The sequence below is a fragment of the Pseudomonas sp. JUb52 genome, assembly GCF_004341115.1.
Lineage (GTDB): Bacteria > Pseudomonadota > Gammaproteobacteria > Pseudomonadales > Pseudomonadaceae > Chryseomonas > Chryseomonas oryzihabitans.
This window is the reverse complement of the sequence record NZ_SLYS01000005.1, coordinates 24,449-49,916: the sequence shown is the minus strand read 5'-3', so window position 1 is coordinate 49,916 and position 25,468 is coordinate 24,449. Positions and strand designations below refer to the sequence as shown.

General features: G+C 67.8%; 20 protein-coding genes and 3 pseudogenes. 5 read left to right on the top strand and 18 right to left on the bottom strand.

The features are described from left to right. Positions 1 to 11: 11 nt before the first annotated feature. Genes EC839_RS10110 through EC839_RS10095 form a run of 4 tightly spaced genes read right to left on the bottom strand, consistent with a single transcriptional unit; the run spans position 12 to position 3,772 of the window. Positions 12 to 1,853, bottom strand: coding sequence for an amidohydrolase (locus EC839_RS10110; RefSeq protein WP_132832531.1), 1,842 nt, complete (start codon positions 1,851 to 1,853; stop codon positions 12 to 14). Positions 1,854 to 1,905: 52 nt separating this feature from the next. Continuing rightward, entirely contained in the window at positions 1,906 to 2,724 is an 819-nt protein-coding gene (locus EC839_RS10105) for an alpha/beta fold hydrolase (protein WP_007161538.1), read from the bottom strand. Beyond that, the gene (locus EC839_RS10100) at positions 2,721 to 3,350 is read right to left on the bottom strand and encodes an antibiotic biosynthesis monooxygenase (protein WP_007161537.1); all 630 of its coding nucleotides are present in this window, start codon (positions 3,348 to 3,350) and stop codon (positions 2,721 to 2,723) included. The genes EC839_RS10105 and EC839_RS10100 overlap by 4 nt, the downstream gene beginning before the upstream one ends. Then, positions 3,347 to 3,772 carry a DoxX family protein gene (locus EC839_RS10095; RefSeq protein WP_007161536.1) on the bottom strand — a complete coding sequence of 142 codons (426 nt, stop codon included), beginning with the start codon at positions 3,770 to 3,772 and terminating at the stop codon, positions 3,347 to 3,349. Before EC839_RS10095 ends, EC839_RS10100 begins: the two co-directional genes overlap by 4 nt. Before the next feature lie 286 nt (positions 3,773 to 4,058). Here EC839_RS10095 and EC839_RS10090 point away from each other — a divergent pair, with 286 nt between their 5' ends. Further along, positions 4,059 to 4,475: a DoxX family protein gene (locus EC839_RS10090; protein ID WP_132832530.1), complete on the top strand. Its 417-nt coding sequence runs from the start codon at positions 4,059 to 4,061 to the stop codon at positions 4,473 to 4,475. Between the two features lie 37 nt (positions 4,476 to 4,512). Here EC839_RS10090 and EC839_RS10085 read toward each other — a convergent pair whose 3' ends face one another. Further along, entirely contained in the window at positions 4,513 to 5,433 is a 921-nt protein-coding gene (locus tag EC839_RS10085) for a LysR family transcriptional regulator (RefSeq protein ID WP_007161534.1), read from the bottom strand. Positions 5,434 to 5,530: 97 nt separating this feature from the next. Between EC839_RS10085 and EC839_RS10080 the strand changes: the two genes are divergently transcribed. The 4 genes from EC839_RS10080 to EC839_RS10065 all read left to right on the top strand — a co-directional run bounded on the left by EC839_RS10080 (position 5,531) and on the right by EC839_RS10065 (position 8,860). Beyond that, the gene (locus EC839_RS10080) at positions 5,531 to 6,757 is read left to right on the top strand and encodes an MFS transporter (protein WP_007161533.1); all 1,227 of its coding nucleotides are present in this window, start codon (positions 5,531 to 5,533) and stop codon (positions 6,755 to 6,757) included. A 159-nt stretch (positions 6,758 to 6,916) separates the two neighbouring features. Next, the gene (locus EC839_RS10075; RefSeq protein WP_007161532.1) at positions 6,917 to 7,639 is read left to right on the top strand and encodes a pirin family protein; all 723 of its coding nucleotides are present in this window, start codon (positions 6,917 to 6,919) and stop codon (positions 7,637 to 7,639) included. A gap of 77 nt (positions 7,640 to 7,716) precedes the next feature. Continuing rightward, the gene (locus EC839_RS10070) at positions 7,717 to 8,304 is read left to right on the top strand and encodes a DedA family protein (protein WP_007161531.1); all 588 of its coding nucleotides are present in this window, start codon (positions 7,717 to 7,719) and stop codon (positions 8,302 to 8,304) included. Positions 8,305 to 8,419: 115 nt separating this feature from the next. Then, positions 8,420 to 8,860, top strand: a complete 441-nt coding sequence (locus EC839_RS10065; RefSeq protein WP_007161530.1) for a helix-turn-helix domain-containing protein — start codon at positions 8,420 to 8,422, stop codon at positions 8,858 to 8,860. Between the two features lie 447 nt (positions 8,861 to 9,307). Here the strand turns inward: EC839_RS10065 and EC839_RS24915 are convergent. The 13 genes and pseudogenes from EC839_RS24915 to EC839_RS10000 form a co-directional block, all read right to left on the bottom strand. Next, positions 9,308 to 10,174, bottom strand: a pseudogene (locus tag EC839_RS24915) (transcriptional regulator); the annotation flags it as partial. A 180-nt stretch (positions 10,175 to 10,354) separates the two neighbouring features. After that, on the bottom strand, positions 10,355 to 11,308 hold the full coding sequence (locus tag EC839_RS10055) for a GlxA family transcriptional regulator (protein ID WP_177416711.1): 954 nt from the start codon (positions 11,306 to 11,308) through the stop codon (positions 10,355 to 10,357). Between the two features lie 199 nt (positions 11,309 to 11,507). Next, positions 11,508 to 12,626, bottom strand: coding sequence for a metallophosphoesterase (locus EC839_RS10050; protein WP_007161527.1), 1,119 nt, complete (start codon positions 12,624 to 12,626; stop codon positions 11,508 to 11,510). A 98-nt stretch (positions 12,627 to 12,724) separates the two neighbouring features. Continuing rightward, positions 12,725 to 14,017: an NTP/NDP exchange transporter gene (locus EC839_RS10045; protein WP_007161526.1), complete on the bottom strand. Its 1,293-nt coding sequence runs from the start codon at positions 14,015 to 14,017 to the stop codon at positions 12,725 to 12,727. Further along, positions 14,018 to 14,935 (bottom strand): aldo/keto reductase, encoded by a 918-nt coding sequence (locus tag EC839_RS10040; RefSeq protein WP_007161525.1) that lies wholly within the window; start codon positions 14,933 to 14,935, stop codon positions 14,018 to 14,020. It abuts the gene before it with no gap. 286 nt (positions 14,936 to 15,221) lie between these two features. Then, positions 15,222 to 16,298 (bottom strand): UV DNA damage repair endonuclease UvsE, encoded by a 1,077-nt coding sequence (gene uvsE / locus EC839_RS10035; RefSeq protein WP_007161524.1) that lies wholly within the window; start codon positions 16,296 to 16,298, stop codon positions 15,222 to 15,224. Positions 16,299 to 16,573: 275 nt separating this feature from the next. Beyond that, positions 16,574 to 17,842 (bottom strand): DUF445 domain-containing protein, encoded by a 1,269-nt coding sequence (locus EC839_RS10030; protein ID WP_007161523.1) that lies wholly within the window; start codon positions 17,840 to 17,842, stop codon positions 16,574 to 16,576. A 49-nt stretch (positions 17,843 to 17,891) separates the two neighbouring features. Continuing rightward, a pseudogene (locus EC839_RS10025) lies at positions 17,892 to 19,000 on the bottom strand (Gfo/Idh/MocA family protein). A 220-nt stretch (positions 19,001 to 19,220) separates the two neighbouring features. Continuing rightward, on the bottom strand, positions 19,221 to 20,246 hold the full coding sequence (locus EC839_RS10020) for an ABC transporter permease (RefSeq protein ID WP_007161522.1): 1,026 nt from the start codon (positions 20,244 to 20,246) through the stop codon (positions 19,221 to 19,223). Positions 20,247 to 20,307: 61 nt separating this feature from the next. Beyond that, positions 20,308 to 21,861, bottom strand: coding sequence for a sugar ABC transporter ATP-binding protein (locus tag EC839_RS10015; protein WP_007161521.1), 1,554 nt, complete (start codon positions 21,859 to 21,861; stop codon positions 20,308 to 20,310). 47 nt (positions 21,862 to 21,908) lie between these two features. Next, the gene (locus EC839_RS10010; protein WP_007161520.1) at positions 21,909 to 22,853 is read right to left on the bottom strand and encodes a sugar ABC transporter substrate-binding protein; all 945 of its coding nucleotides are present in this window, start codon (positions 22,851 to 22,853) and stop codon (positions 21,909 to 21,911) included. Positions 22,854 to 23,000: 147 nt separating this feature from the next. Next, a pseudogene (locus EC839_RS10005) lies at positions 23,001 to 24,203 on the bottom strand (maltoporin). 213 nt (positions 24,204 to 24,416) lie between these two features. Next, a complete protein-coding gene (locus EC839_RS10000) occupies positions 24,417 to 25,352 on the bottom strand; it encodes a sugar ABC transporter substrate-binding protein (RefSeq protein WP_007161517.1) in 936 nt (311 codons plus the stop codon). Positions 25,353 to 25,468 lie beyond the last annotated feature (116 nt).

The window sequence follows — 25,468 nt, the reverse complement described above, 5'->3', positions numbered from 1 at the left end:
GGCGGCGCTCCTCAGAAGCTGAAGCAGGAGCAGCCGAAGGCGCCCCAGAAGCCACTGAAGTCGCTGACCGGCACCCGGCTCTGGCGCGCCCGCTCATGGCCATGCCCATGCACGGAACAGGCGCCGGCGCACTGGTGCACGGCGGCCTGCAAGGGCGCACCGGGTTTCCAGTGACCGGGCACCTTGACCACCGGCGACCAGTCCGGGGTGACCGGCAGGGGCGGCGGACCCAGGCGATCGAATTCCTCGGCGCCATGGACGATGCGGCCACCGACCACGGTCAGCACCGACTCCAGGTGCTTGATGGCCTCTTCCTCGACCGTGAAGAAGTCCGCCGAGAGCACCGCCACATCGGCCAACTGGCCCACTCGCAGCTGGCCCTTCTTGCCCTGCTCCGAGGAAAACCAGGCGCTGCCCTGGGTGAACAGTTGCAGGGCGGTGGCCCGGGGCAGGCCTTCCTGATAGAGCGCCAGACCGCCGACGGTACGGCCGCTGACCAGCCAGTACAACGAGGTCCAGGGGTTGTAGCTGGAGACGCGGGTGGCGTCGGTCCCCGCCCCTACCGGTACGCCGGTGGCCAGCATCCGCTGGATCGGCGGGGTCTGCTCGGCGGCCTGGGCACCATAGCGGTCGACGAAGTATTCGCCCTGGAAGGCCATACGGTCCTGGATGGCGATGCCGCCGCCCAGCGCCTTGACCCGCTCGATGTTGCGCGGGCTGATGGTCTCGGCATGGTCGAAGAACCAGGGCAGGCCGTTGAAGGGCACGTCGCGGTTGACCCTCTCGAAGACGTCGAGCATCCGCGAGATGGATTCGTCGTAGGTGGCGTGCAGGCGGAATGGCCAGCGCTGCTCCACCAGATGGCGCACCACGGGTTCCAGATCGGCTTCCATGGTGGGCGGCAGGTCCGGGCGCGGTTCGAGGAAGTCCTCGAAGTCGGCCGCGGAGAAGGCCAGCATCTCGCCGGCGCCGTTGTGGCGGAGGAAGTCGGTGCCCTGGTGCAGGGTGACGCTGCTGGTCCAGTTATTGAAGTCGGTCAGCTCTTCCTTGGGTCTCTGGGTGAAGAGGTTGTAGGCGATGCGCACGGTGAGCTGGTCGGCGTCGGCCAACTCCTGGATCACCTGATAGTCGTCCGGGTAGTTCTGGAAGCCGCCGCCGGCGTCGATGGCGCTGGTCAGCCCCAGGCGATTGAGTTCGCGCATGAACTGGCGGGTCGAGTTGACCTGGTACTCCAGCGGCAGCTTGGGCCCCTTGGCCAGGGTGGCGTAGAGGATCATGGCGTTGGGCCGGGCGATGAGCATGCCGGTGGGCTCGCCACGGGCATCGCGCTGGATCTCGCCGCCTGGCGGATTGGGCGTGTCCTTGGTGTAGCCCACGACCCGCAGGGCGGCGCGGTTGAGCAGCGCCCGTTCGTAGAGGTGGAGGATGAACACCGGAGTGTCCGGCGCCGCCTGGTTGAGTTCGTCCAGGGTCGGCAGCCGGCGCTCGGCGAACTGGAATTCGTTCCAGCCGCCCACCACCCGCACCCACTGGGGCGCCGGGGTGCGCTCGGCCTGGTCCTTGAGCATACGCAGGGCATCGGCCAGCGACGGCACACCCTCCCAGCGCAGCTCCAGGTTGTAGTTGAGGCCGCCACGGATCAGGTGCAGGTGGGAGTCGTTGAGGCCGGGGATGGCGCGGCGCCCGCGCAGGTCGACCACCTGGGTGGCCGGACCGCGATGGGCCATGGCGTCACTGTCGCTGCCCACGGCGATAAAGACGCCGTCCCTGATGGCGACCGCCGTCGCCTCGGGGCGCTCGGGATCGACGGTGTGAAGCTTGCCGTTGTGCAGGATCAGATCGGCGTGTTGCATGTGGCCTCCGGGACCAGGATCAGAAGCCCGGGCGCAGGGCGCCCGGGACGGTTCAGCGGGCGACGAAGGCCAGCAGGTCGCGATTCAGTTGCTCGGCGTGGGTCACCGCGAAGCCGTGGGGCGCGCCGGCGTACACCTTGAGTTCGGCGCCACGGATCAGCTCGGCGGCGAGCTTGCCGGTGGTCTCGAAGGGCACCACCTGGTCGGCATCGCCGTGGATCACCAGGGTCGGTACGTCGACCTTGGCCATGTCCGGGCGGAAGTCGGTCGCGGAGAAGGCGGTGACGCAGTCCAGGGTGCCCTTCAGCGACGCCAGCAGGGCGATGTTGAGGGTCTGGGTGAAGACGCCCGCGGAGACCTGCTGGCCCTGGTTGGTGCCATAGAAGACCGGGGCGAAGTCGGCGAGGAATTGGGCGCGGTCCTTCAGCAGGCCATCACGGATACCGTCGAAGACGCCCTGGTCGACGCCCTGGGGGAAGTCCGGCTTCTGCCCGAACAGCGGGGTGACGGCGCCGAGCAGCGCCAGCTTGGCGACCCGCGCCGAACCGTGGCGCGCCAGATAGCGGCTGACGTCGCCACCGCCCATGGAAAAGCCCACCAGGGTGACGTCGCGCAGGTCCAGGTGCTCGATCAGCTCCTTGATGTCGTCGGCGAAGGTGTCGTAGTCGTAGCCGTTCCACGGCTGGCCGGAGCGCCCGAAACCGCGGCGATCGAAGGCGATGGCGCGATAGCCGTGGCTGGCCAGGTGGTGCATCTGGTACTCCCACATGTCGGCGTCCAGCGGCCAGCCGTGGCTGAACAGCACGGGCTTGCCGCTGCCCCAGTCCTTGAAATAGATCTCGACGCCGTCGCGGGTGGTAAAGGTGCTCATGGTTGTTCGCCTCTAGCGGTTGAGGGAGTGGAAAAGGCGCCCGAGCGGGCGTTGAGCCAGGGCGCGCACAGGCGGCTCACCCTCGGCATGATCAGGAACACCACCAGCGGCACGATGCACAGGGTGATCAGCAGGTTGCTGGGCACCGGGCCGGCCAGCAGCGGATAGCGCGCGAACAGCGGCTGCCACAGCGGCGGGATCAACATCGTCAGGGGCGCGATGACCAGGTAGGTCAGCACCGCCTGCTTCCAGGCCGGCGGCGGGCGCACGCCGGGGCGGGGCGGCTTGAACCAGAATTCGGCGTCGGCATGCACCTCGGGGGCATCGGCCTCGCGCAGCAGCGGCGCCACCTCGGCGATCAGCGCCTGGCGCTCTGGCGAGGCCAGCCAGGCCTGGAGTTGGTCGACGTCGGCGAAGCGCACCAGGGTGGTGAAGGCGGCGCCCTCCTCGGCCGGCGGGATGACATCCACGCCCAGATGACCGCAGGCCGCGCGGGCGGCGCTGACGGCGCGCTGCAACCAGCGCTGGTAGGCCTGGTGCTGGCCGGCCAGGGGCTGGTGGCGGATCACCAGGGTGACGATGCGGCCGTGCGCCTGGTGCAGGCCCTGCCCGAGTGCGGCGCTCATGACAGCGCCCTGGCGAAACCGCCTTGGGCGGCGTGACGCCTGGCCAGCCGCGCCTCCAGCGAGTAGCGACCCGGCCCGGTGAGCGCCAAGGTGCCAAACAGCACCAGCAGCAGCCAGCCGAACTGGCCTTCTTCCAGCGACCACTGCGGATGCACCACCAGCAGGGCGATCAGCAGCAGCCCCAGGATCGGCAGGCAGGCCAGGCGCGTCGCCCAGCCGAGGGCGATCAACAGCGGGCAGAGCACCTCGGCGAAGACGGCGAAACCCAGGGTCGGCCAGGCGCCCAGGTGCAGCGGGTCCTCGATCAGCCCGAGTTGCTGGCGGAAATGCAGCGCCTTGGGTAGGCCGTGCACCGCCAGGAGCAGCCCGGCGCCACCCAGGCGCAGGAACAAGAGTCCCAGATCCAGTCGCACACGTTCCATGGCCCAGCCTCCCGCAGAAAGAGTCGGCCGCGAGAAGACCCCGCGCCGTCGATGGAGCGGACTTTCGCCCGGACGACGGCTGGCGGCCTTGGACGTCTGTGCTGATTTTTGTACGCCTGTGCTGTGGCGTAGGGCTGAAAGGATTCAGGTCACAGCCAAGGCAGGATAGTCAACCTTAGAGGGACTGTTTAACGCGCGAGCGCTACTTATTCGAATACGGAGTGGACAGTAATCTAGCCCCATCGCATCCAAGCCGGATGCCGGATCTGGAAAAGGACCCTCACCCATGAACACCCAAGCCCTCACCGCCACCACCGGCCGCCTGCTGCTCGCCAGCCTCTTCCTGTTCAGTGGCGTAGGCAAACTGCTCGCCCCGGCCGCCACCAAGGGCTACATCGCCGCCATGGGCCTGCCTTTCCCGGACCTGGCCTACCTGGGCGCCCTGGTAGTGGAGCTGGGCCTCGCCAGCCTGCTGCTGATCGGCTATCGCACCCGGCCGGTGGCCCTGGCCATGGCCGCCTTCACCCTGGTCACCGCCCTGGTGTTCCACAGCCACTTCGCCGACCAGAATCAGCTGATTCACTTCCTCAAGAACGTCGCCATCGCCGGGGGCCTGCTGCAGGTAGCCGCCTTCGGCGCCGGAGCCCTGAGCCTGGATGGCCGGCGGCCGGCGCGGCAGGCGCGGCAGGCGCGGCTGGCCTGATCGCCCTCGCTCGTGTCGCCCGCCTGGATCCTTGGGTTCAGGCGGGCGCCGTCACATCCAGCATCCGGGCGCAGGCCTCGCGCACCAGCTCGAGGAACAGGCGCAATCGCGCCGGATAGACCCGGGCATAGGGATAGATGAGATAGATCGGCAGGGGCGCGGCCTGCCATTCGGGGAGCAGATGCACCAGGCGCCCCGCGGCGACGTCCTCGCGTACCATCCAGTGCGACAGCGCCGCGCAGCCCAGCCCCCGCACCGCGGCATGCCGAGCGACGAAGAGACTCTCGGTGGCCAGCCGCGCTCGCAAGGGGATCAGCCGGCTTTCGCCAGAGGCGCCCAGCTGCAGGCGCAATTCGGTCTGGTAGAACTGGGTCATGGCGATCCAGGGAAGCGCCGTCAGCTCCTCGGGCGCCCTCAGCGTGCCTGCCAGTTCCGGCGCCGCCACCAGGATGCGCTGGACATCGCCCAGGCGCACCGCCACGGTGTCCGGATCCTCCACCACCCCCACCCGGATGGCGCAGTCGACGCCATCGGCGACGAAATTCGGCGCCCGGTCGCTGAGCACCCAATCCACCTGCATGCCCGGATAACGCCGCAGATAGGTCTCCAGCGGATCGAGCAACTGTTCCTGGCCGAAGGCGTGGGGCATCACCACCCGCAGCCGTCCCTCGGGCTCGGCATGGGCGCCGTGCAGGGCGGCGGCGAAGGCCTGCCAGTCACCGAGCAGCTGCTGGGCCTGGCGATAGCAGCGCTGGCCGTCCTCGGTCAGGCGCAAGGCGTGGGTCGAACGCTGCACCAGGCGCACCTGCAGCGCCGCTTCCAGCGCCTGCAGCCGTCGGCTGACGGTGGGCTGGGTGGTGCCGAGCTGGCGCGCCGCCGCCGACAGACTGCCGGCCTCGACGATGCGGACGAAGGTCTCCAGCAGGTCGAGACGGTCGTGGGAAAAGGTGCTGTTCATACGGCTTACGTATACCCCCTGTACCTGGCATTCGGCTACAGGGGGCGATGGTTCTGCTGAAGAATGCGCTCATCGTCTTCCCACCGGATGAACCGCCATGACCGACATTCCACTTCCGCATAGCCAGACCTCAGCGCACCGTACCGGCCTGTCCCCTGCCCTGCTCGGCCTGCTGGCCACCGGCGCCGGCCTCAGCGTGGCCAACCTCTATTACAGCCAGCCGCTGCTGGGCACCCTGGCCAGTGCCCTGCCCGCGCCCGCTGCCGACGTCGGGCTGATCCCCACCCTCACCCAGCTTGGCTATGCCCTGGGGCTGCTGCTGCTCGCACCTCTGGGTGATCGCTTCGACCGCCGTCGCATCATCCTGGCCAAGCTGGCCATGCTGCTGCTGGCGCTGCTGGGCGCCAGCCTGGCGCCGGGCCTGCACGGGCTGCTGCTGGCCAGCCTGGTGACCGGTCTGGCCGCCACCGTGGCCCAGGACCTGGTGCCCGCCGCCGCGACCCTGGCGCCGCCGGCCGAGCGTGGCCGCATCGTCGGCACGGTGATGACCGGCCTGCTGCTGGGCATCCTGCTGTCGCGGGTGGTCAGCGGCCTGGTGGGCGAGTGGCTTGGCTGGCGGGCGGTCTATCTGTTCGCTGCCCTGAGCATCGCCGCCATCGGCGTGGCGGTCTGGCGCGGCCTGCCCGCCTTCGCCGCCACCACCCGGCTCAGCTATCCGGCCCTGCTCGCCTCCCTGGGCGCGCTCTGGGGCCGCCATGCCGCCCTGCGCCGGGCGACCCTGGCGCAAGGACTGCTGTCGGTCGGCTTCAGCGCCTTCTGGTCGACCCTCGCCCTCTATCTGCACGCCGGGCCCTTCCAGCTGGGCAGCGCCGCCGCCGGCGCCTTCGGCCTGGCCGGTGCCGCCGGCGCCCTGGCCGCGCCCTGGGCCGGCCGCCTGGCGGATCGCCACGGCTCGGAATGGGTGACACGCCTGGGCATCGGCCTGGCGGCCCTGGCCTTCGCCAGCCTGCTCCTGCTGCCCTGGCTACCGGGGGTGACCGGTCTGGTCCTGCTGGCGCTGGCGACGGTGGTCTTCGACCTGGGCGTCCAGGCCACCCTGATCGCCCACCAGGCCCAGGTCTACGGCCTGGAGCCCGAGGCGCGCAGCCGGCTCAACGCGGTGCTGTTCACCGGCATGTTCATCGGCATGGCCAGCGGCGCCGCCCTGGGCAGTCTGCTGCTGGCCCGGCTGGGCTGGAGCGGGGTCGCCGGGCTGGCGCTGGCCACCGCCCTGCTGGCCCTGGCGGTACGGCTCTGGCCTGGCCTTCCGCGCCCGGTTCGGTGATCGCAGACCAGGATCTGACGCCGGCCAGCCCGAAGCATCGTCAACCAGGATAGGACGACCATTCTCCTTCCAGCCCGTTAATCAAACCGCGGCGCCACAGTAGGATGACTTCCATGGCGTCGGAACAGACCGCGCCCCCTTCAGACAAGGAGCCTCATCATGCTGGCCATTCGTAAAGCTTCCGATCGCGGCGCCGCCAACCACGGCTGGCTCAAGTCCTTCCACACCTTTTCCTTCGCCAGCTACCGCAATCCGGCGGAACAGGGCTTTTCCGACCTGCTGGTGATCAACGACGACACCGTGGCCGCGGGCCAGGGCTTCGGCGAGCACCCGCATCGCGACATGGAGATCTTCTCCTATGTGCTCGAAGGCGCCCTGGAGCACCAGGACAGCCTGGGTACCGGCTCGGTGATCCGCCCCGGTGACGTCCAGCTGATGAGCGCCGGCAGCGGCGTCAGCCACAGCGAGTACAACCACTCCGCAAGCGAGCGGGTGCACTTCCTGCAGATCTGGATCGTGCCCAACGTGCGCCGCGCCGAACCGCGCTACCAGCAGCAGCACTTCAGCGCCGCGGCCAAGCGTGGTCGCCTGGCCCTGATCATCTCGCCGGACGGCGCCGAGGGTTCGCTGGAAGTGCGCCAGGACGCCCGCGTCTACGCCGGGCTGTTCGACGGCAGCGAGAGCGCCCGCCTGCAACTGGCCCCCGAGCGCCATGCCTATGTGCACGTCGCCCGCGGCAGCCTGGAGCTGAACGGCGTCCTGCTGCAGGCCGGTGACGGCGCAAGACTGCGCGGCGAGCGCGAGCTGCAGCTGGCCCACGGCACCGACGCCGAGGTGCTGGTGTTCGATCTGCGGCCCAACGAACTGCCGCAAATGCCCTGACCCTGTCTGCGCCTAGGTAGTAGCAGGCGCCAAGCCCGGAGGCCGCTCACTCGGCCTCCCCTTGCCGAGAACGCGCCATGAGCACCCAAGCCCTGACCTCCCTGGTGGCCGGTAACGCCACCCTCTGGCTGACGCTGAACGTCTTTGGCGAACAGCTGGGCCTGCCGGTACCGGCCTATCCCTCGCTGGTGGTGATGGGTGCGGCGGCCGACGAGGCCGAATTGCTCCTGGCGCTGCTGGCTACCGTGGCGGTCACCGGCGTGGCCGATCTGCTCTGGTACTGGGCCGGTCGGCGGCATGGTGCCTGGCTGCTGCGCCATCTGCCGGGTCATGTCCCGGCCGCCACCCGCCTGCCCGGCCTGCTGCTGGTGGCCAAGTTCATTCCCGGCGCCGCGGCCCTCGCCACCCTCAGCGCCGGGGCCAGCGCCATGCCCCTGCGGCGCTTCCTGGCCTACGACCTGGGCGGCGCCACCCTCTGGATCGGCTCCGGTCTGGCCCTGGGTCGGCTGTTCGAGGCGCACATCCTGGCCCTGCTCGACGGACTCCAGGCCTATGGCCCGGCGCCCCTGCTGCTCGCCGGACTGCTCGGTCTCGCCCTGCTGGGCTGGCACCTGCTGGCCCGCCGGCACGCTCGGCCAAGTCCGTCGCGACAGTATTGCGCCTAGCCGGTTGCCGTCTTAACGCTAATTAACGATAGCCAACTCGCACGTCAGACAACTGCACGGAATCATTCTCATCCAGGCGGTCGCGCCACGCGGCTGGCTTGATAGGGAGAGCCCCATGTCCATGACCGTCGATAGCAACCTGGCTCTATCCAGTACCCGACTGGTCGGTTTGGCGGCCTGGCAGGAACGGCTGGCCAAGGAAGTCCTGCTGCAGCATCTGGAACGCGGCATCAGCGTCAGCCAGGTCGCCTCTGTCTGCGGCCTGTCGCGCAGTCACTTCACCCGCCAGTTCAAGCTCAGTGCCGGACTTGCCCCGCTGGAGTGGCTGCGCCAGCAACGCATCGACCGCGCCCGGCACCTGCTCGCCGAGCGCCGGCTACCCCTGGCGGCGATCGCCCTGGAGTGCGGCTTCTTCGATCAGGCGCATCTGAGCCGGGTGTTCACCCGCGCCGTCGGGGTCCCGCCGTTGGCCTGGCAACAGCAGGCCCTGGAGCGGCGGTTGCTGACGGAACTGGCGCAGGTGCAGCCGCAGCATGGCCAGCAGGCGGTAGCCTAAGGTCGCCCCACTGCCTTCCACCAGGATCAGCGACTTGTCCACCAATTGCCCCAGCAGGGGAATGAACAGCGCCTCTTCCAGCCCGCGCTGCGCCGCCAGCCGCAAGGCCTCCTGACGACTGAAACACTCGCCGGCCTCGGCCAGGGTCGCCAGCACGGCGAATTCCGACTCGCTCAGGCTATGCAGACTCCAGTCGAGCATGGCGCCGAGGCTGCGCTGGCGTTGCGCCGCCGTGCGCCGCCCGGCCACGCTCAGGTAATAGCCGCCGTCGAGTTGCGCCAGTACCCCCGCCAGCCCCAGCGCCGCCACCTGCTCGGCCAGGATCTCCAGCGCCAGTGGCACGCCTTCGCTGCGGCGGCAGATCTCGCTCACCAGCTGCACCTCGGCCGGCCGCAATTGCAGCCCCGGCAGGCGCGCCCGGGCACGCCGGACGAACAGCCGAAAGGCCGGCTCGCGCATGGCGTCGCGCAACTGCCGCGCGGGTGGCGGCGCGACCGGCAGCGGCGCCAGGCGCAGCACGGCCTCGCCTTCCACCCGCAAGGCTTCGCGACTGGTGACCAGCACCCTGAGTTGCGGACAGCCCTGCAGCAGGTTTTCCACCAGCCAGGCCGCGGGTTCGACCAGGCGCTCGGCGTTGTCCAGCACCAGCAGCAGGCGCCGCGTGGCCAGCGCTTCCTGCAGCGCCGGCAGGCCACTGCCGCCGGCCAGGCCCAGGTCGCTGGCGAGACGGTCCACCAGCGCCATCATGTGGCCCAGCGCCGCGAGATCGAGACTCTGGATCCCGTCGGTGAAGTCTTCCGCCAGCGTGGGCAGCAGGTGCTGGACCAGCAGCGACTTGCCGACCCCTCCGATGCCCACCACCGACACCAGGCGGCGTTGCGCGAGCAGGCGGCGCAATTCGACCAGGCTGGTCTCGCGTCCCTCCAGGGGCGTCAGGGGCAGCGGCGTCTCGGCCAGTGGCGTGAGGTCCGCTTCGCCCAGGCGCTCCACCGCCAGGGCGAAGCCATAGCCGCGCTGCCGGGCGCTGAGGATGGGGTCCCGATCACTGTAGGGCCGCAGCACCCGGCGCAGGGCCGAGATGTGCACCCGCAGATTGATGTCCTCGACGACGGCGCCGGGCCAGACCCGGGCCATCAGGGTCGGCTTGCCGAGCAACTCGCCGGGGTGTTCCAGCAGCACCCGCAGGATGTCCAGTGCACGCCCGCTCAGGGGCAGCGGCCGCTCGCCATCCAGCAGCAGGCGCCGGCGCGTATCCAGGACCAGGCCGCAGAAGCGGAAGGCACTGGCGTCTTCCAGGGACTTGGGCTCTTGCATGACCATGTCGCGCCCCTCGCTGCGGGTCCTGCGGGCACCTGGCGCCGCAGACCCTCGACGGTGAGCGCCTCTCCTTGCCGATAGGTATGACCATTCTGGCCGCTGCCCAGGCAAGGTGTATGACGATCTACGGCGAGAAGCTGCCATCGATGGGCGTGATACCGCCATCCGCGGCCGCGTTCAGCTGAACTGGTAGCGGTACTGCGCCGGGGTCAGCCCCAGATGGCTCTGGAAGGCGGCGCGCATGCAGCGATCGCTGGCGAAGCCGCTGCGAAAGGCCACCGTCTTCAGCGGCAGTTCGGAGTTCTCCAGCAATTCGCGCGCATGATCGATGCGCGCCCGCAGGACGAACTCCAGGGGCGTCATGCCGGTGTCGCGCTTGAACACCCGGGCGAAATTGCGCGTGCCCATGGTGGCGAGTTCGGCGAGCCGGCTGATCGAATAGGCCTGATCGATGTTCGCCACGACATGCTGCTGCACCCGGGTGATGGCGGTGGTCGCCTCCGGCTCGTCGAACAGCGGACTGAACTGGGCCTGCTTGCCCTGCCGCTGGGTCACCACCACCAGTACCTTAGCCACCTCCCGGGCGATGGCCTTGCCGTGGTCTTCGGCCACCAGCGCCAGCGCCAGGTCGATGCCGGCGGTGACCCCGGCCGAGGTCAGCAGCGGACCATCGCTCAGGTAGATGTCGTCGGCGGTCACCTGGGCACGGGGATAGCGCCGCGCCAGGCGTTCGCGATAATTCCAGTGGGTGGTCACCCGCCGGCCATCGAGCAGACCGGCGCTGCCGAGCAGAAAGGTGCCGGTGCAGACCGCCCCGTAGCGCGCGCACTGCGCGGGCACCTGCCGCAGCCAGGCCGCGACGTCGGGATGGGGCTCCAGATAGGCACCCGGCCCGCCGGGCACCAGCAGCAGGTCATAGGCCCCCGGCGGCTGCTGGGTGGTGAGCTCCGTGCGTATCGTCATGCCATTCGAACAACGCAGGGTCCGCCGCCGCCCCGCGGCGATGGTCACGATGCGATAGTGGTCGGCCGCCGGCAGATAGCGATTGGCGATGGAGAACACCTCCACCGGCCCGGCGAAATCCAGCATCAGCACCTCGGGGACCAGCAAGAAAGCCACTGTCCTCGTCATGGCGATACATCCTTATCCGTGTTGCAGTTTGTCCTTGAACGCTGGCGCGTCCGGGTGAAGGTAGGGACGAGGATAAGGATCTGTCCCCCGAGGACAAGCAGTGGCAAAAGGCTATCTATCAGCCTTTTGCCACATGCGATCAGGCCCTGCCGAAAGGAGGGCCTCTGGCTCAGGGTTCTTGGTGGACCTGCTGCTGGCGCTACCCCCGCCGCAACCTGATCAGGGTGATCTCGCTCGGCGCGCCGAAACGCAGTGGCGGGCCCCAGTAGCCGGTGCCGCGGCTGATGTAGACGGTGAGACGGCCCAGGCGGTGGATGCCGGCGACCCAGGGCTGCTGCAGGCGCACGAAGTGCATCCAGGGCCAGAACTGGCCGCCGTGGGTGTGGCCGGAGAGCTGCAGATCGGCGCCGGCGGCTTCGGCCTTGGGCGCCGAGCGCGGCTGGTGGGCCAGCAGCAGGCGGAACAGGCCTTCCGGGGTGCCGGCGAAGGCGGCCGCGGCGTCGCTGCGGTGGCTGGGCACATAAAGTGGCGCCGAGTGGTCGGTGATGCCGGCCAGCACGAAGGGCGTGCCCTGGTGCTGCAGTACCCGATGCTCGTCGAGCAGCACGGTCAGGCCCTGGTCGCGCCAGGTGCGCACCCAGGCTTCGGCGCCGGAATAGTATTCGTGGTTGCCGGTGATGGCGTAGGTGCCCAGGCGCGCCCTGAGCCCTTGCAACGGCAGGAATTCGTGCTGCAGCTCGGCCACGCTGCCGTCCACCAGGTCACCGGTGATGGCCACCAGATCGGCGTCCAGGCCGTTGACCCGGTCGACGATGCGCTGCAGATAGCCGGCCTTGATGGTCGGGCCGATGTGCAGGTCGCTCAGTTGCACGATGCGCAGTCCGTCCAGGCCGGAGGGCAGGCTCGGCAAGGCCACTTCCACTTCCTTGACCCTGGCCGTGCGGCGGGCGTTGTAGACACTACGCAGGGCCACCAGCAGCACCAGTCCCAGCACCGCCCAGGCACTGCCGACGCGCCAGGCGGCGTCCAGCGGATGACCGATGAGGCTGGCCAGGGCCACCACCAGACCGCGCAACAGGCTGAACACCGCCAGGCTGGAGAACACGCCCATGGCGATCAGCGCCGCCCAGGCCAGCAGGCGCGAGTTCATGTCCCGCGAACGAAAGCCCAGGGGCACCAGGACGAAGGACAGCAGCAGCAGGGCCCAGAAGGGTAGCTGGGCGGCCGGCGTCAGCCCGAGGTCACCGATGACGCTGAGGCCGATGAACAGGTGCAGGGCGAAGAGAACCAGATACATCATGGCGCGGGAGCGGAACATGGAGGGCTCTGAGGCGAGGAGAAGGCTTTACCTTAGCACCCCGCCGGTCGCCCCTCGGAGCGCCGGTGTGTTTCCGGCTACAACGATTCAGCCGGCATTCAGCGCTGCTCCGCCTCGTCGGCCTGGGCCGCCTGGTCTGCCCGCCGGCCCAGGTAGAAGCCGAGCCAGGCCCAGAGCGCCGCGCAGCCGGCACCCACCAACGCCGGCAGCCAGGCGCCGTGGCCGAGCAGGTCCAGCAGACTCTTGGCCCAGCCGCTGGCGGCGTCACCGGCGCGATAGACCACGGTGTCGATGAAGTTCTTGGCCTTGTACTGGGTCTCGGCGTCCAGCGGCGCGAAGAGCATCTCGCGGCCCGGGCGGATAAAGGCGTATTCGCCGATCCGCCTGACGATCATCAGTCCCGCCAGCATGGCGAAGGTGGGCAGCAGCGCGAGGCCCAGGAAGCCGATGCACATCAGCAGCGGCACCCCGGCCAGCAGCACCCGCACCCCGAGGCGCTGGGCCAGGCGACCGGTGATCAGCACCTGGCTGGCCAGGGCGCCGGCCTGGACCACGAAGTCCAGCAGGCCGAACACCTGCACCTGGCGGGCGCGATCGGGAAACAGCTCGGCCACCAGTCGCGCCTGCTCGAAGTAGAGAAAGGTGCTGACCGTGGCCAGCAGGATGACGAAGGCGCTGACCGCCAGCAGATAGGGCGAGGCCAGCACCCGGGTCAGGCCGCTGAAGGGATTGCCGGCCACCGGGCGGCGCGGACTTTCGGTCGGCGGCGCACCCGGGCGTCCGGCACCGCGGGTCTCGCGCCAGCCCATCAGATAGGCCTTGAGTCTGAGCGCCAGGAGCAGCAGGGCGGCGGCCAGCAGCGCCAGGCCCGCTTCGCCGATCAGGGGCGCCAGGGCGGCGGCCAGCACCGGCCCGAGCAGCCCGCCGACACTGGCCCCGGCGGCGATGAAGGCGAACAGCCGCCGCGCCTGGGCGCCGTCGAAGACATCGGCCATCAGACTCCAGGCCACCGAGACCACGAAGAGGTTGTAGACCGAGATCCAGACATAGAAGGTGCGCGCCAGCCAGACGCTGTCGCCCAGGCTGGCGAAGCAGGCGGCGAAGGCCAGGAGGTTGAGGGCGAAGAAGCCATAGACCCAGTCGACGAAGCGGATCCGCGCCACCCGCGAATTGAGCCAGGCGAACAGCGGCACGGCGAGCAGCATCACCAGAAAGGTGGCGGTGAACAGCCACTGCAGATTCTCTACCCCACCGGCGATGCCCATGGCTTCGCGGATCGGCCGCAGCATGAAGTAGCCGGCGAACAGGCAGAGAAACAGCGCGAAGCCCGCCAGGGCCGCGGACGACTCACCGGCGCGGGCGTCGAGGACGCGACCGAGCCAGTCCCTCATCTAGGCGAACAGCCCGGCGATGGCCTCGCGCTGGCGTGCATCGGGCAGCCGCCCGCGTCCGGCCTGGAGGTTGTCGACCATGTAGCGCGGGTTGCTGGTGGCGGGGATCACCGCGGTCACCGCCGGGTCGGCGAGGATGAACTTGAGCAGCAGTTGCGCCCAGCTGGTCGCGCCCAGTTCGGCGGCCAGCGGCGGCAGTGGCTTGCCGCGGGTGCCAGAGAGCAGATTGCCACGCTGGAAGGGTCTATTGATCAACACGGCGATGCCCTGGTCGCGGCAATAGGGCAGCAGGTGCCGCTCGGCTTCGCGCTCGCCTACCGAATAGTTGAACTGCACGAAGTCGACCTGCTCCTTTTTCAGGGTCGCGAGCAGATCGTCCAGCGCCGCCTCGCGATAGTGGGTGACGCCCACGTAGCGCACCTTGCCGGCCTGCTGCTGTTCGCGCAGCAGGGCCAGCTGATTGGCGGTGTCCTGCAGGTTGTGCACCTGGACCAGATCCAGGCGCTCGGTCTGCAGGGCCTTGAAGCTGGCGGCCAGTTGCGCCGCGCCGCGTTCGCGTCCGGTGGAGGAAATCTTGGTGGCGAGAAAGACCTTGTCGCGGGCCTGGGCCCGCCTGACCAGCTCGCCGGCCACCCGTTCGGAGTTGCCATAGCTGGGCGCGGTGTCGATGAGGGTGCCGCCGCCGTCGAGCAACGCCTTGAGCACCTCCTGCAGCGGCGCCAGGGCGGCGTCGTTCAGGTCGACATCGAGATTGCCCGAGGTGCCCAGGCCGATGACGGGCAGCGCCTCGCCGGAGCGCGGGATCTTGCGGGTCAGCAACGGCTCGGCGGCCTGGGCGCTCTGCCACAACCAGGGCGCAGCGGTCACGGCGGCGGCCAGGGCGGTAGTGGTCTGCAGGAAATGGCGACGGGTCGGCATGGCGGGCCTCGCGACGATCGGATTCGGAAAGGTGACCCTTGAGTTAAGCGGTTCTTCCAGCCGATCGCGCGCCGGGCTCATTGCGGCATGTTGCGGCGCTCTCGCAGGTTGAGTTGAGCGCAGCGAAGCCCAACAGTGCCCGGGGTCGAACATCCCTCGTTGGACTTCGACAGAGGAGCCGTCTCAACCCAACGTACGTGCTGGCTCCCGTAGCGTGGACAACGGCGTAGCCTTGTCCACTGGTTAGCTCCGACTGCCAGTGGAAAACGCTGCGCGGTTTTCCACGCTACGGATTGACTGCATCCTGTCCTGCAAGAATGTCGTGATCCGCCGGCGGCAGGCTGCCATCGCCGCCGAGGTAGCGGTCGTAGAAATCCCGCACCGTGACGTTCTTGTGCTTGGCCTCGAACATGATGTCGAAGCGGTCGAGGAACTGGCAGGCGTAGCGGTTGCACCAGTCGTTCCACATCATGTCGCTGTGGGCATAGAGCAGCCGCTTGCTGATCTGCTGCAACAGGAACTTGATGTCGATGCGCTCGCTGGGCGAGACGCCCATTTCCATCAGCGCCTCCGGCGGCTGGGAGTAGTGCATGGCCGGACGCACCCCGCGCCAGCTGTCGATGATGCGCGCCACCCGCGGTTCCCAGGGATCGATGTAGGCCTCTTCGTGGATCCAGCAGTGGTGGATGTCCAGCACCACCGGGGCGAGATCGGCCAGTTGCAGGCAGTCATCGACGCCATAGGTCTTTTCATCGTTCTCGAAGGTGATGCAGTTGCGCGCCTCGCTGGAAAGACGTGGCCAGACCGCGCGGATGCCGGGCACGCCCAGGCGGCCGGCGATGTGCACGTTGCACTTGAAGTCCTGGAATGTCTGGCCGTAGCCCATCAGGCGGATCATGTCGGCGTGGTATTCGAATTCCCTCAGGCTGTTTTCCACCACCTCCGGGCGATCCGAGCCCAGCACGCAGAACTGCCCGGGGTGCAGCGACAGCCGCACATCGCGACGGCGGGCCAGCTCGCCCAGCCGGCCGAAGCGATCCTCCAGCAGCGCCTGCAATTCCTGGGATCGATAGAAGTAGGCGAATTCGGCGTGGCTGTAGAAGGGCAGCAGGTCGCTGCTCAGGCGCAGCATGCGCAGATTGTCGGACAGGTCGGCGACGTGCTCGACGAATCTCAGCTGGGCATCGAGGTTGTGGGTGACCACGTCCAGCAACTTGGCCTCGGCGGCGGCGCGCTCGACGCTGCCTAGCCAGCGCAGGGTGGTGGTGCGGGTGTTGAAAGCCCGCTCGACCTGCTCCAGTTCCTTGAGCGACAGGCTGCGCTCAGGGTGACGGTACATGCAGGCAAAGCCGATTCGATACATGGGACGCTCGGGTCAGGGACTCTAGGGATTAGTCCGCGCGGCGCCGCCTGGGTGCGGGTGGGGTGATGGGTGGAGGGGTGTCACCTGGAAATGTGGTGCCTGGGCCTGCCCTCGCCCCAGCCCTCTCCCACGGGGAGAGGGGGTGGTCCGGGATGGGCCTGCATCCTCAGCGCAGTAGGCAGCCAGTGGAAAACGCTTTGCGGTTTTCCACGCTACGGAAGGTCAGGTGTAGGGTGGAAAACGGCGCAGCCTTTTCCACGCGTGCTCGGGCTGCCCTACCCCGGCCCGAACCACTGCGTCAGGGCATGCAGCACCAACCCCACCAGGCCGCCCACCAGGGTGCCGTTGATGCGGATGAATTGCAGGTCCTTGCCGACGCTCTGCTCCAGTTGCTGGACCAGTTCGTCGGTATCCCAGGCGGCTACCCGCTCGGCGATGTAGTCGCCGATGCGCTGGCGATTGCGGTCGATGAAGGGCGGCGCCACCGCCATCAGCTGCTCGTTGATCCAGCGTCTCATGGCCTCGTCGCGGCTCAGGGTCTCACCCAGCTCGGCCAGCAGCCGGCCCAGGCGCCGGCGGATGCGCGAATCCGGCGCGGCGAGATCCGCCTGCAGCCAGTTCACCAGTTCGTCCCACAGCTCCTGCAGATAACCCGCCAGCGCCGGGTGCTCCAGCAGCCGGTCGCGCAACTGTTCGCCGCGCAGACGAAAGGCCGGGTCCTGCTTGAGGCGCTCGATGAAGCCGACCAGATAGCCATCGAAATGCCTGCGCAATTCGTGCTCGCGGTCATGGCTGATCTCGCCGATCAGCCGCGACACCGCCTGCACCACCTTGATCGCCGACCAGCGCCCGACCCGCTCGTCCAGCCCCAGGTACTTGAGGGTGCGCAACTCGCCGCCGATGGTGCGGGCGATCAGCGCCTGGGTGTCTTCGTCCTGCAGCAGGCGATCGATCTCCTGCAGCACCTCGTCGAGCACCGCCTGGTGGCGGCCGTCGGCGGTCAGCATGTCGAGCAGTTCGCCGGACAGCGCCGCCACGTCCAGGCGCTGCAGCCGCTCCACCGCCACCCGCCGGATGAAGGCCTGCACCCGCACCTCGCGCAGGGCCTCCAGGGAATAGCGGGCGACGCCGGTGGCCTGGCTGGCCACCGCGGCGGCGTTGTCCGGCTGACGCAGCCAGCCGGCCAGGCGCCCGGCGGCGTCCAGTTCCTTCAGCTTGGCCAGCACCTGGGGCGTGGCGAGGAAGTGCAGGCAGATGAAGTCCGACAGCTTGCGCCCGACCCCGGCCTTGTTGCGCGGGATGATCGCGGTGTGGGGAATCGGCAGGCCCAGTGGATGGCGGAACAGTGCGGTCACCGCGAACCAGTCGGCGATGGCGCCGACCATGGCCGCCTCGGCGAAGGCGGCGGCGTAGCCCCAGGCCGGATGGCGGGCTTCGAGGGCAGTGGCCAGGCAGTAGAGCGCCGCCGCCAGGAACAGCAGCAGCAGCGCGATGAGCTTCATGCGTCGGACCGGGGTGAGGCCGTCGCCGGAGAGTGTGGTCATGGAAAGGGGACAATCCTCGCGCGGGATGATCCCGGCATCCTACCCCAGACTAGAGTCCGACCCAGCGCTCCTCCCATGCCGATTGCCGCGCGGCCTGGGCCAAGCGCTCCACCTCCCAGGCTTCCTGGAAGTCGACGCCGGTGTGATCGGGGTTGCCGCCCAGGGCTTCCAGCAGCGAGCGGACCTCCAGGGTCTTGAGTTCGTTGTAGCCGAGCTGGTGGCCGGGGGCCGGGCAGAAGGCGGCGTAGTCCGGCAGGTGCGGACCAGCCAGCAGGGTACGGAAACCGCCCAGGCCCGGACGGTCGCCGACCTGGTAGAGGCGCAGTTCGTTTAGGCGCTCCTGGTCGAAGCTGAGGGTGCCGCGGGTGCCGCAGACCTCGAAGGCCAGGCGATTCTTGCGCCCGTGCTTGAGCCAGCTGGTGGTCAGGGTGCCGCGGGCGCCATTGGCGAAGCGCAGCAGCAGATGGGCCTGGTCGTCGATCTCCACCGCGCGGGTGCCGCCCTGGTGGGCCGCTGGCCGTGGGCGGTGTGCAGATCGGCGCAGAGCGCCGCGACCGGGCCGAGCAGAAAGCGCGCCAGCGACAGGATATGGCTGCCCAGGTCGGCCAGGGCGCCGCCGGCCTGGCGGGTCTCGCAGCGCCAGGTGAAGGGCCCCAGGGGATCGCCCATGAAGTCCTCGCTGAATTCGCCGCTGAAGCTGACGATCTCGCCCAGCTCGCCGCTCTGGATCAACTCGCGCGCCTGCTTGAGCATGGGATTCTGCAGGTAGTTGTAGCCGACCCGGTTGACCACCCCGGCCTGGCGCGCGGCGTCGCGCATCCGCGTGGCCTCCTCCAGGCTCACCGCCAGGGGCTTTTCGCAGTAGACCGCCTTGCCCGCCGCCAGGGCGGCCAGGGCCATGGGCGCGTGCAGCAGGTTGGGGGTGGTGATGGCCACCAGCTCGACCTGGGGATCGGCGATCAGGCGCTCCCAGTCACAGCTGCGGGTGAAGCCCCAGGCGTCGGCGCAGCGGGCGGCGCGTTCCGGATCGGCGTCGGCCAGGGCCACCAGCCGCGGACGGACCGGCAAACTGAAGCTGCTCGCCGCGTGATGGAAGGCCTGGGCATGGGCATGCCCCATGAAGCCGGTGCCGATCAGACCGATGCCGATGTCGCGCATGTCGTTCTCCGTCAGAGGTATGGAAAGACCCGGCCGGCCAAGCCAGTAGCCGGCCGGGTAAAAGGGAGGGTGGGTACAGGCTCGCCCTCACCCCGGCCCTCTCCCGGAGGGAGAGGGGGAAAAGCGGTCGGGTGTTGGCTCGGCGCCCGCCCCAGAGGGAGGGGGAAGAGCGGTAGGGTGCAGGCGCGGCCCTCTCCCAGGGAGAAGGAAAGCGTCAGCCCTAGCGCTTGGCCTTGCGCTTGTTGCGGTACTGGTCGATGACCACGGCGACCACGATGATCAGGCCCTTGATGATGTCCTGGACGTAGGCATCGACCCCGAGGAAGGTGAAGCCGCTGGCCATGGTGCCGAGGATCAGGGCGCCGATCACGGTGCCGGTGATGCGCCCTACCCCGCCCGCCAGGCTAGTGCCGCCGATCACCGCCGCGGCGATGGCGTCCAGTTCGTAGGACATGCCCATGCCGGCCTGGCCGGTGGCGGCGCGGGCCGAGGCCACCACGCCGGCCAGGCCCGCCAGCAGGCCGGCGATACTGTAGACGATGATCAGGTGCTTCTTGACGTTGATGCCGGAGATGCGCGCGGCCTGCATGTTGCCGCCGATGGCATAGGTGTACTTGCCGTACTTGGTGTAGCGCAGGGCGATGTGGAAGATCACCGCCACCACCAGGAAGATGATCACCGGCATGGCCCCGGCGCCGATGGCGGTGTAGTTGTCGGACAGCATGCTGATCGGCTGGCCTTCGGTGTAGTAGCGCGCCAGGCCGCGGGCCGAGACCATCATGCCGAGGGTGGCGATGAAGGGCGGGATGCCGGTGACGGCGATGATGCTGCCGTTGATGGCGCCGGCTAGCAGCCCGACCCCGAGGCCGGCCATGACCGGCACCCAGACCGGCAGGTCGGTCAGCGAGGGAAACACCGCGCGACCGAAGTCCGAGGTCTGGGCCAGACTCGCCGCCACCATGGCCGACAGCGCCAGCACCGAGCCGGAGGAGAGGTCGATGCCGGTGGTGATGATCACCTGGGTCACGGCGATGGCCAGCAGGCCGATGATCGAGACCTGCAGGATCATCAGCACCAGGCGCTGGGAATTCATCAGGAAACTCTGGTCGCGCAGCACCCAGCCGAAGGCCTCGAAGGCCAGGCCGATGCCCAGCAGCACCAGCAGGATGCCCAGTTCGGTGGGGATGCGGCGCCGCGGGCGCGCGGTGGGTAGCTCGGCGGTTTTCTTGTCCAGGAGGGCACTCATCTTGTTCTACCTCGTTGTAGGCCGGAGGCGGCGGGCAGGCACCCGCCGCGCGTGACGCGCGCTAGTGCAGTACGGGATTGCCCGAGGCCAGGTGCATGACCCGCTCCTGGGTGGCTTCGCCGCGATCGAGAAAGCCGGTGACGGTGCCTTCGTGCATCACCATCACCCGGTCGCTCATGCCCAGGACCTCGGGCAGTTCGGAAGAAATCATGATCACCGCCAGGCCCTCGGCGGCCAGCTTGGCGATCAGCCGGTAGATCTCGGCCTTGGCGCCGACGTCGATGCCGCGGGTAGGCTCGTCGAGGATGAGGATGCGCGGGCGGGTCATCAGCCAGCGGGCGATCAGCGCCTTCTGCTGGTTGCCGCCGGAGAGGTTGGCGATGCACTGGTCCAGCGAGGGCGTCTTCACCCGCAGTTGCTGGCGCAGCTCCTCGCAGAGCTGATCGAGGCGCTGCTGCTGCACGAAGCCGCCGCTGGCGAAGCCGTTCAGCACCGCCACCTCCATGTTTTCCCCCACCGACAGGCAGGGAAAGATGCCGGTGTCCTTGCGGTCTTCGGTAAGCAGCGCCAGGCCTTTCTGGATGGCGAGGCAGGGATCGTTCATGCGCACCGGCTGGCCGTCGATGCGGATCTCGCCGGCGGTGGCCGGGGTCACCCCGAACAGCGTCTCGGCGACGTTGGTGCGCCCCGAGCCCATCAGCCCGGCGATGCCCAGCACCTCGCCGGCGCGCAGGTCGAAGGAGACGCCGGAAAACACCCCGTCCAGCCCCAGGTCGCGCACCGACAGCAGCACCTCGTCACGCGGTGCGGTGCGCTCCGGAAACAGCTGGGTCAGTTCGCGCCCCACCATCATGGCGATCAGGCCGTCGCCGTTCATGCTGTCGGCGCGCTGCAGGCCGATGTACTGGCCATCGCGGAACACCGCGACCTCGTCGGCGATCTGGAACACCTCGTCCATCTTGTGGGTGATGTAGACGATGCCCTTACCCTGGGCCTTGAGGTCGGCGATGATCGAAAACAGGTGCGCCACCTCGGTCTCGGTGATGGCCGAGGTGGGTTCGTCCATGATCAGCACATCGCTGTCGTAGGACACCGCCTTGGCGATCTCCACCATCTGCCGCCCGGCGATGGACAGGCTGCCCACGCTGTCTTCCGGATCCAGGGCGATGCGCAGCCGATCCAGCAGGGCCTGGGTCTGGCGACGCATCTTGCCGTGGTCCACCAGGTGCAGGGCATTGAGCGGCTCGCGACCCAGCCAGATGTTCTCGGCGATGGTCATGAAGGGCATCAGGTTGAGTTCCTGGTGGATCATGGCGATCCCCGACTGCAGCGCCTGCAGCGGCGTCTCGAAGCGCACCGGCACGCCGCGCAGCCGCACCTCGCCAGCATCGGGCTGGTAGATGCCGGCGATGATCTTCATCAGCGTCGACTTGCCCGCGCCGTTCTCGCCCATCAGCGCCAGCACGGTGCCGGGACGCACCCGCAGCTGCACGTGGGACAACGCCTTGACGCCGGGAAACTCCTTGGTGACGTCGACGATTTCCAGCAGGTATTCGCTGGGCGCGGCCGTGGCCGCGGGGGCGGGAGCTGTGGCAGGGGTGGCGGAACTGAGCATGATCACGATCTCCTCGCCGGCCGTGCTGAGCCGGCCGACGGTTTAGGTCATTGACGCTGGAACTGCTGATAGTTGTCCGGGGTAACGAGATGCACCGGGATCCAGAGATCACCCTGCAGCGCCTGGTGCTGGGCAAGCTTGACGGCAGCGTCCACGGCGCCGTTGCCCATGGCCACAGGATCACGCAGCACCGTCACGGCAAGCTGCTTGCGCGCGATGGCGGCAAGGCCATCGGGAGTGCCGTCGATACCGCCCACGGGAATGTCCTGACGACCAGCGCGTTGCAGGGCCATGGCCGCGCCAATGCCCATCTCGTCGTTGTTGGCCGCCACGGCGTCGATCTCGCGTCCGCCCAGCAGCCAGTTGTTCATCAGGTCCAGCCCTTTCTCGCGCTGCCAGTCGCCGGACTGCTCCTCCACCACCTTGATATCCGGGTACTTGGCCAGTACGTCCTTGACGCCGGCAGTACGCTTGCGGGTGTCGTCATGGGCCAGGCGGCCGAGAAGGATGGCAAGGTGACCCTTGCCGCCCATCTGCTTGGCCAGATACTCCATCTGCAGTTGGCCGATAGCGCGCTCGTCGGTGCCGACGAACACCACCCCGGCGGGAAAGCTCTCCACCTCCGGGCGGCTGTTGAGGTAGACCAAGGGGATGCCGGCGGCAGTGGCACGCTGGGTGATCTTGCGGGTAGCCGCGGTATCAGCCGGATTGACGATGAGCACATCGACCTTCTGGGCGATGAAGTTCTCGACATGGCCAAGTTGACGGACCACATCGCTGGCGGAGTCTTCGACCTGCAGGGAGGCGCCACCCTCTACCTGTTTGGCACGGTCCTGCATGGCGCGGACCAGATAGGCGATGTAATTGTCGAGATTGCCGACGGTAACGCCGATGCGCAGCTCCGCCAGGGATAGGCCTGGCAGCGAGGCCAGAACCAGGGCGAGTAGCAGACGACGGAAAATGGATGGACGGACAGCGGGGCTCTGAAACATCGACATCACCTACTTATTATTGGAGCGGCGGTACACGGCGACCCGTGCCCGCCTTGGCGGTCAACGAATGCAATCTATTAGAAAAAAAATTCCACATCAATACATTTTGGAATTTTAATAGCTGGCGTCGACCGCTCGTATCCTGATCTACCAGGAATGCTCGAGTTGTACGCCGAGGTTGGCGCCATCCAGCGAGGAACCGAAGCTGCCGGTATCGGAAAGCGCCGACCCCGCCGCCAGCAGGTTGGCCGCATCCTGGGCTGCGCGATTCCACTTGGCATAGGTCACGTAGAAACGCACTTCGGGATGGGCGTTCTTGAAGGTCAACCCTCGCGGCGACCAGGTCGGCGCGAGGGTCAGCTTGGTCAGTTTGCGGGTCCCCCCGGTTGCCTGGACCTGGTCGTAGCCAAGCTCGGTCGCCAGCTTTCACTGCTCGGCGAAGCCATAAACGGTCCGGCCGCCGGTGGACAACCAGTGCTGTTCACCCGTATCGCGCTTGTCGGTCTGGTAGACGAATTGCAACTGACCACCCCAGCGCGGGCCGATCTGCCAGTCGAAGAACTCCACCAGGCGATAGCTGGCTGAGTCGCGTCGGGTGCCGATGTCACCGGTGGAACCCAGTGCTACCCCAGGCCCCTCGCCGTATTGCAGGGCCAGGGTGTTCACCCCGCTCCAATTCAGGAAGTTCTGCTGCTTGTGTTGGGCTGTCACCGACCAGCCACTGTGTGCATCCTGCATGTTCGACGGCTTGTCGATATAGCTGGCCCCCAGTTCCAACAGGCCGTTGGGGTTGGTCTTGAAACCGGCCACGTTGAAATCGTAGCGGCTGATATAACGTGTCTGGTCGAAGTTGTCCTTGCGAGAGAAGGCCAGGCTGTATTTGAGATCCCCAATGGGAATGTCTTCCAGACCGCCGCCGGTAGCACTCTGATTCCAGTAGAAGAAGTCGGAGATATCGATGGAGTTGCGCTTGTAGTAACGGCGCCCCGCCCAGACCGCACCGCCGTTGAGGGCCTGTACGCCGTTCCAGTAGGCATAGCCCTGGACCAGACGGGTCCTGCCGAAGTCGCCGTCGAAGCGCGGCGTATGGTCATAGGCGTTGTATAGCTGGACCATGCCATAGAGCCCAAGGCGCGAGCCGTCGTCGAGTCTGAGCAGATCGTGGGACAAGGCGAGTTCGGCCAACTGCTCGCATTCGTTGCCCAGACGAAACTTGGAAGACGCTCCTGGCAGTTGAAAACACTGCTGGGACTGCGACCCCGTGGATGTCCCCAGACCGCCCCTCAGGTAGCCGGAAAAATCCAGGCCGTGCGCCAGCGGCAGGGCGCCGCCCAGCAGGCCCGTCAACATGACCCTGGTGATAGCTCTGTTCATCATGCTCTCTCTATTTTTTATTTATGCGGTGAAACGTACCGGCGCACCGCGGGGCGCCTGTCTGAGCGAGCCATTGCCGGCCCGGAAGCCAAACGCCACCCAGCCGCTCGCGGAGCACGGGTCCAGGACTCGTGCTCGCGGCGGTGGCTAGGGCGTAAGGGTTTGGAGCGACTGGAGCGAGGCGGGCTATCAGTCCTTCAGACGTTGCTGGAAACTGTCCACGTTCTCAGGGGTGATCAGCTGGTAAGGCACCCAGACGTTCTGCTCGACCTTCTCCTTTTTCGCCAGCTTGATCGCTGCCTCGACCGCGCCATTGGCCTGGCCCTTGGCATCCTGGAACACCGAGACCGCGAGCAGGCCGCGCTTGATTGCTGACAGGCCATCCGGGGTGCCGTCGACGCCGCCGATCAAGACCGAGCCCTTGGCCTTGCCGGCCTGCTGCAGGGCCATGGCCGCGCCGATCGCCATCTCGTCGTTGTTGGCCGCCACGGCATTGAATTCCTTGCCGCCCAGCAGCCAGTTGCTCATCAGGTCCATGGCCTTGTCGCGCAGGTAGACCGCGGACTGCTCTTCCACCACCTTGATGTCCGGATATTTGGCCAGGACCTCTTTCACGCCCTTGGTGCGGTTGTGCGTGGAGTTGTTGGCCAGATCGCCCAGCATGATGACGACACTGCCCTTGCCGCCCATTTTCTCCGCCAGATACTGCATCTGCAGGGTGCCGGCCTCGAGATCGTTGGAGGCTACGGTGACCACACCTTCAGGCAGCTTGAGCTCATCCGGTCGGCGGTTGACGTAGACCAGCGGAATGCCCGCCTTGACCGCCGCCTCGGTGATGTTGCGAGTAGCCGCGGTGTCGACCGGATTGACGATGATGGCATCCACTTTCTGGCTGATGAAACTCTGCACCTGGTTCAACTGCTTGACGACATCGGCGCGGGCATCCTCGAACTGCAATTGGACGTGCTCGCTCTTGGCTTTCTTGGCCATGGACTCACGCAGGTAGGTCAGCCAGTTGTCGTCGAATTGCGACATGCTCACGCCAACCTTGAGATCGGCCAAGGCGGACGTGCTGGCTACGAGTAGGGACAGCGCCAGGGAGGCAAAACGGATTTTCATGCGCATCGAGATAGCTCCAGTCGTTATTGTTTTATTGCGGTGGTAAGGCTTTTTGCTGGCGATCGGATGCCCACGCGCCTGTGGCCAGGCACGCGGCTATCGAGACAAGGCATTGGGAGGCG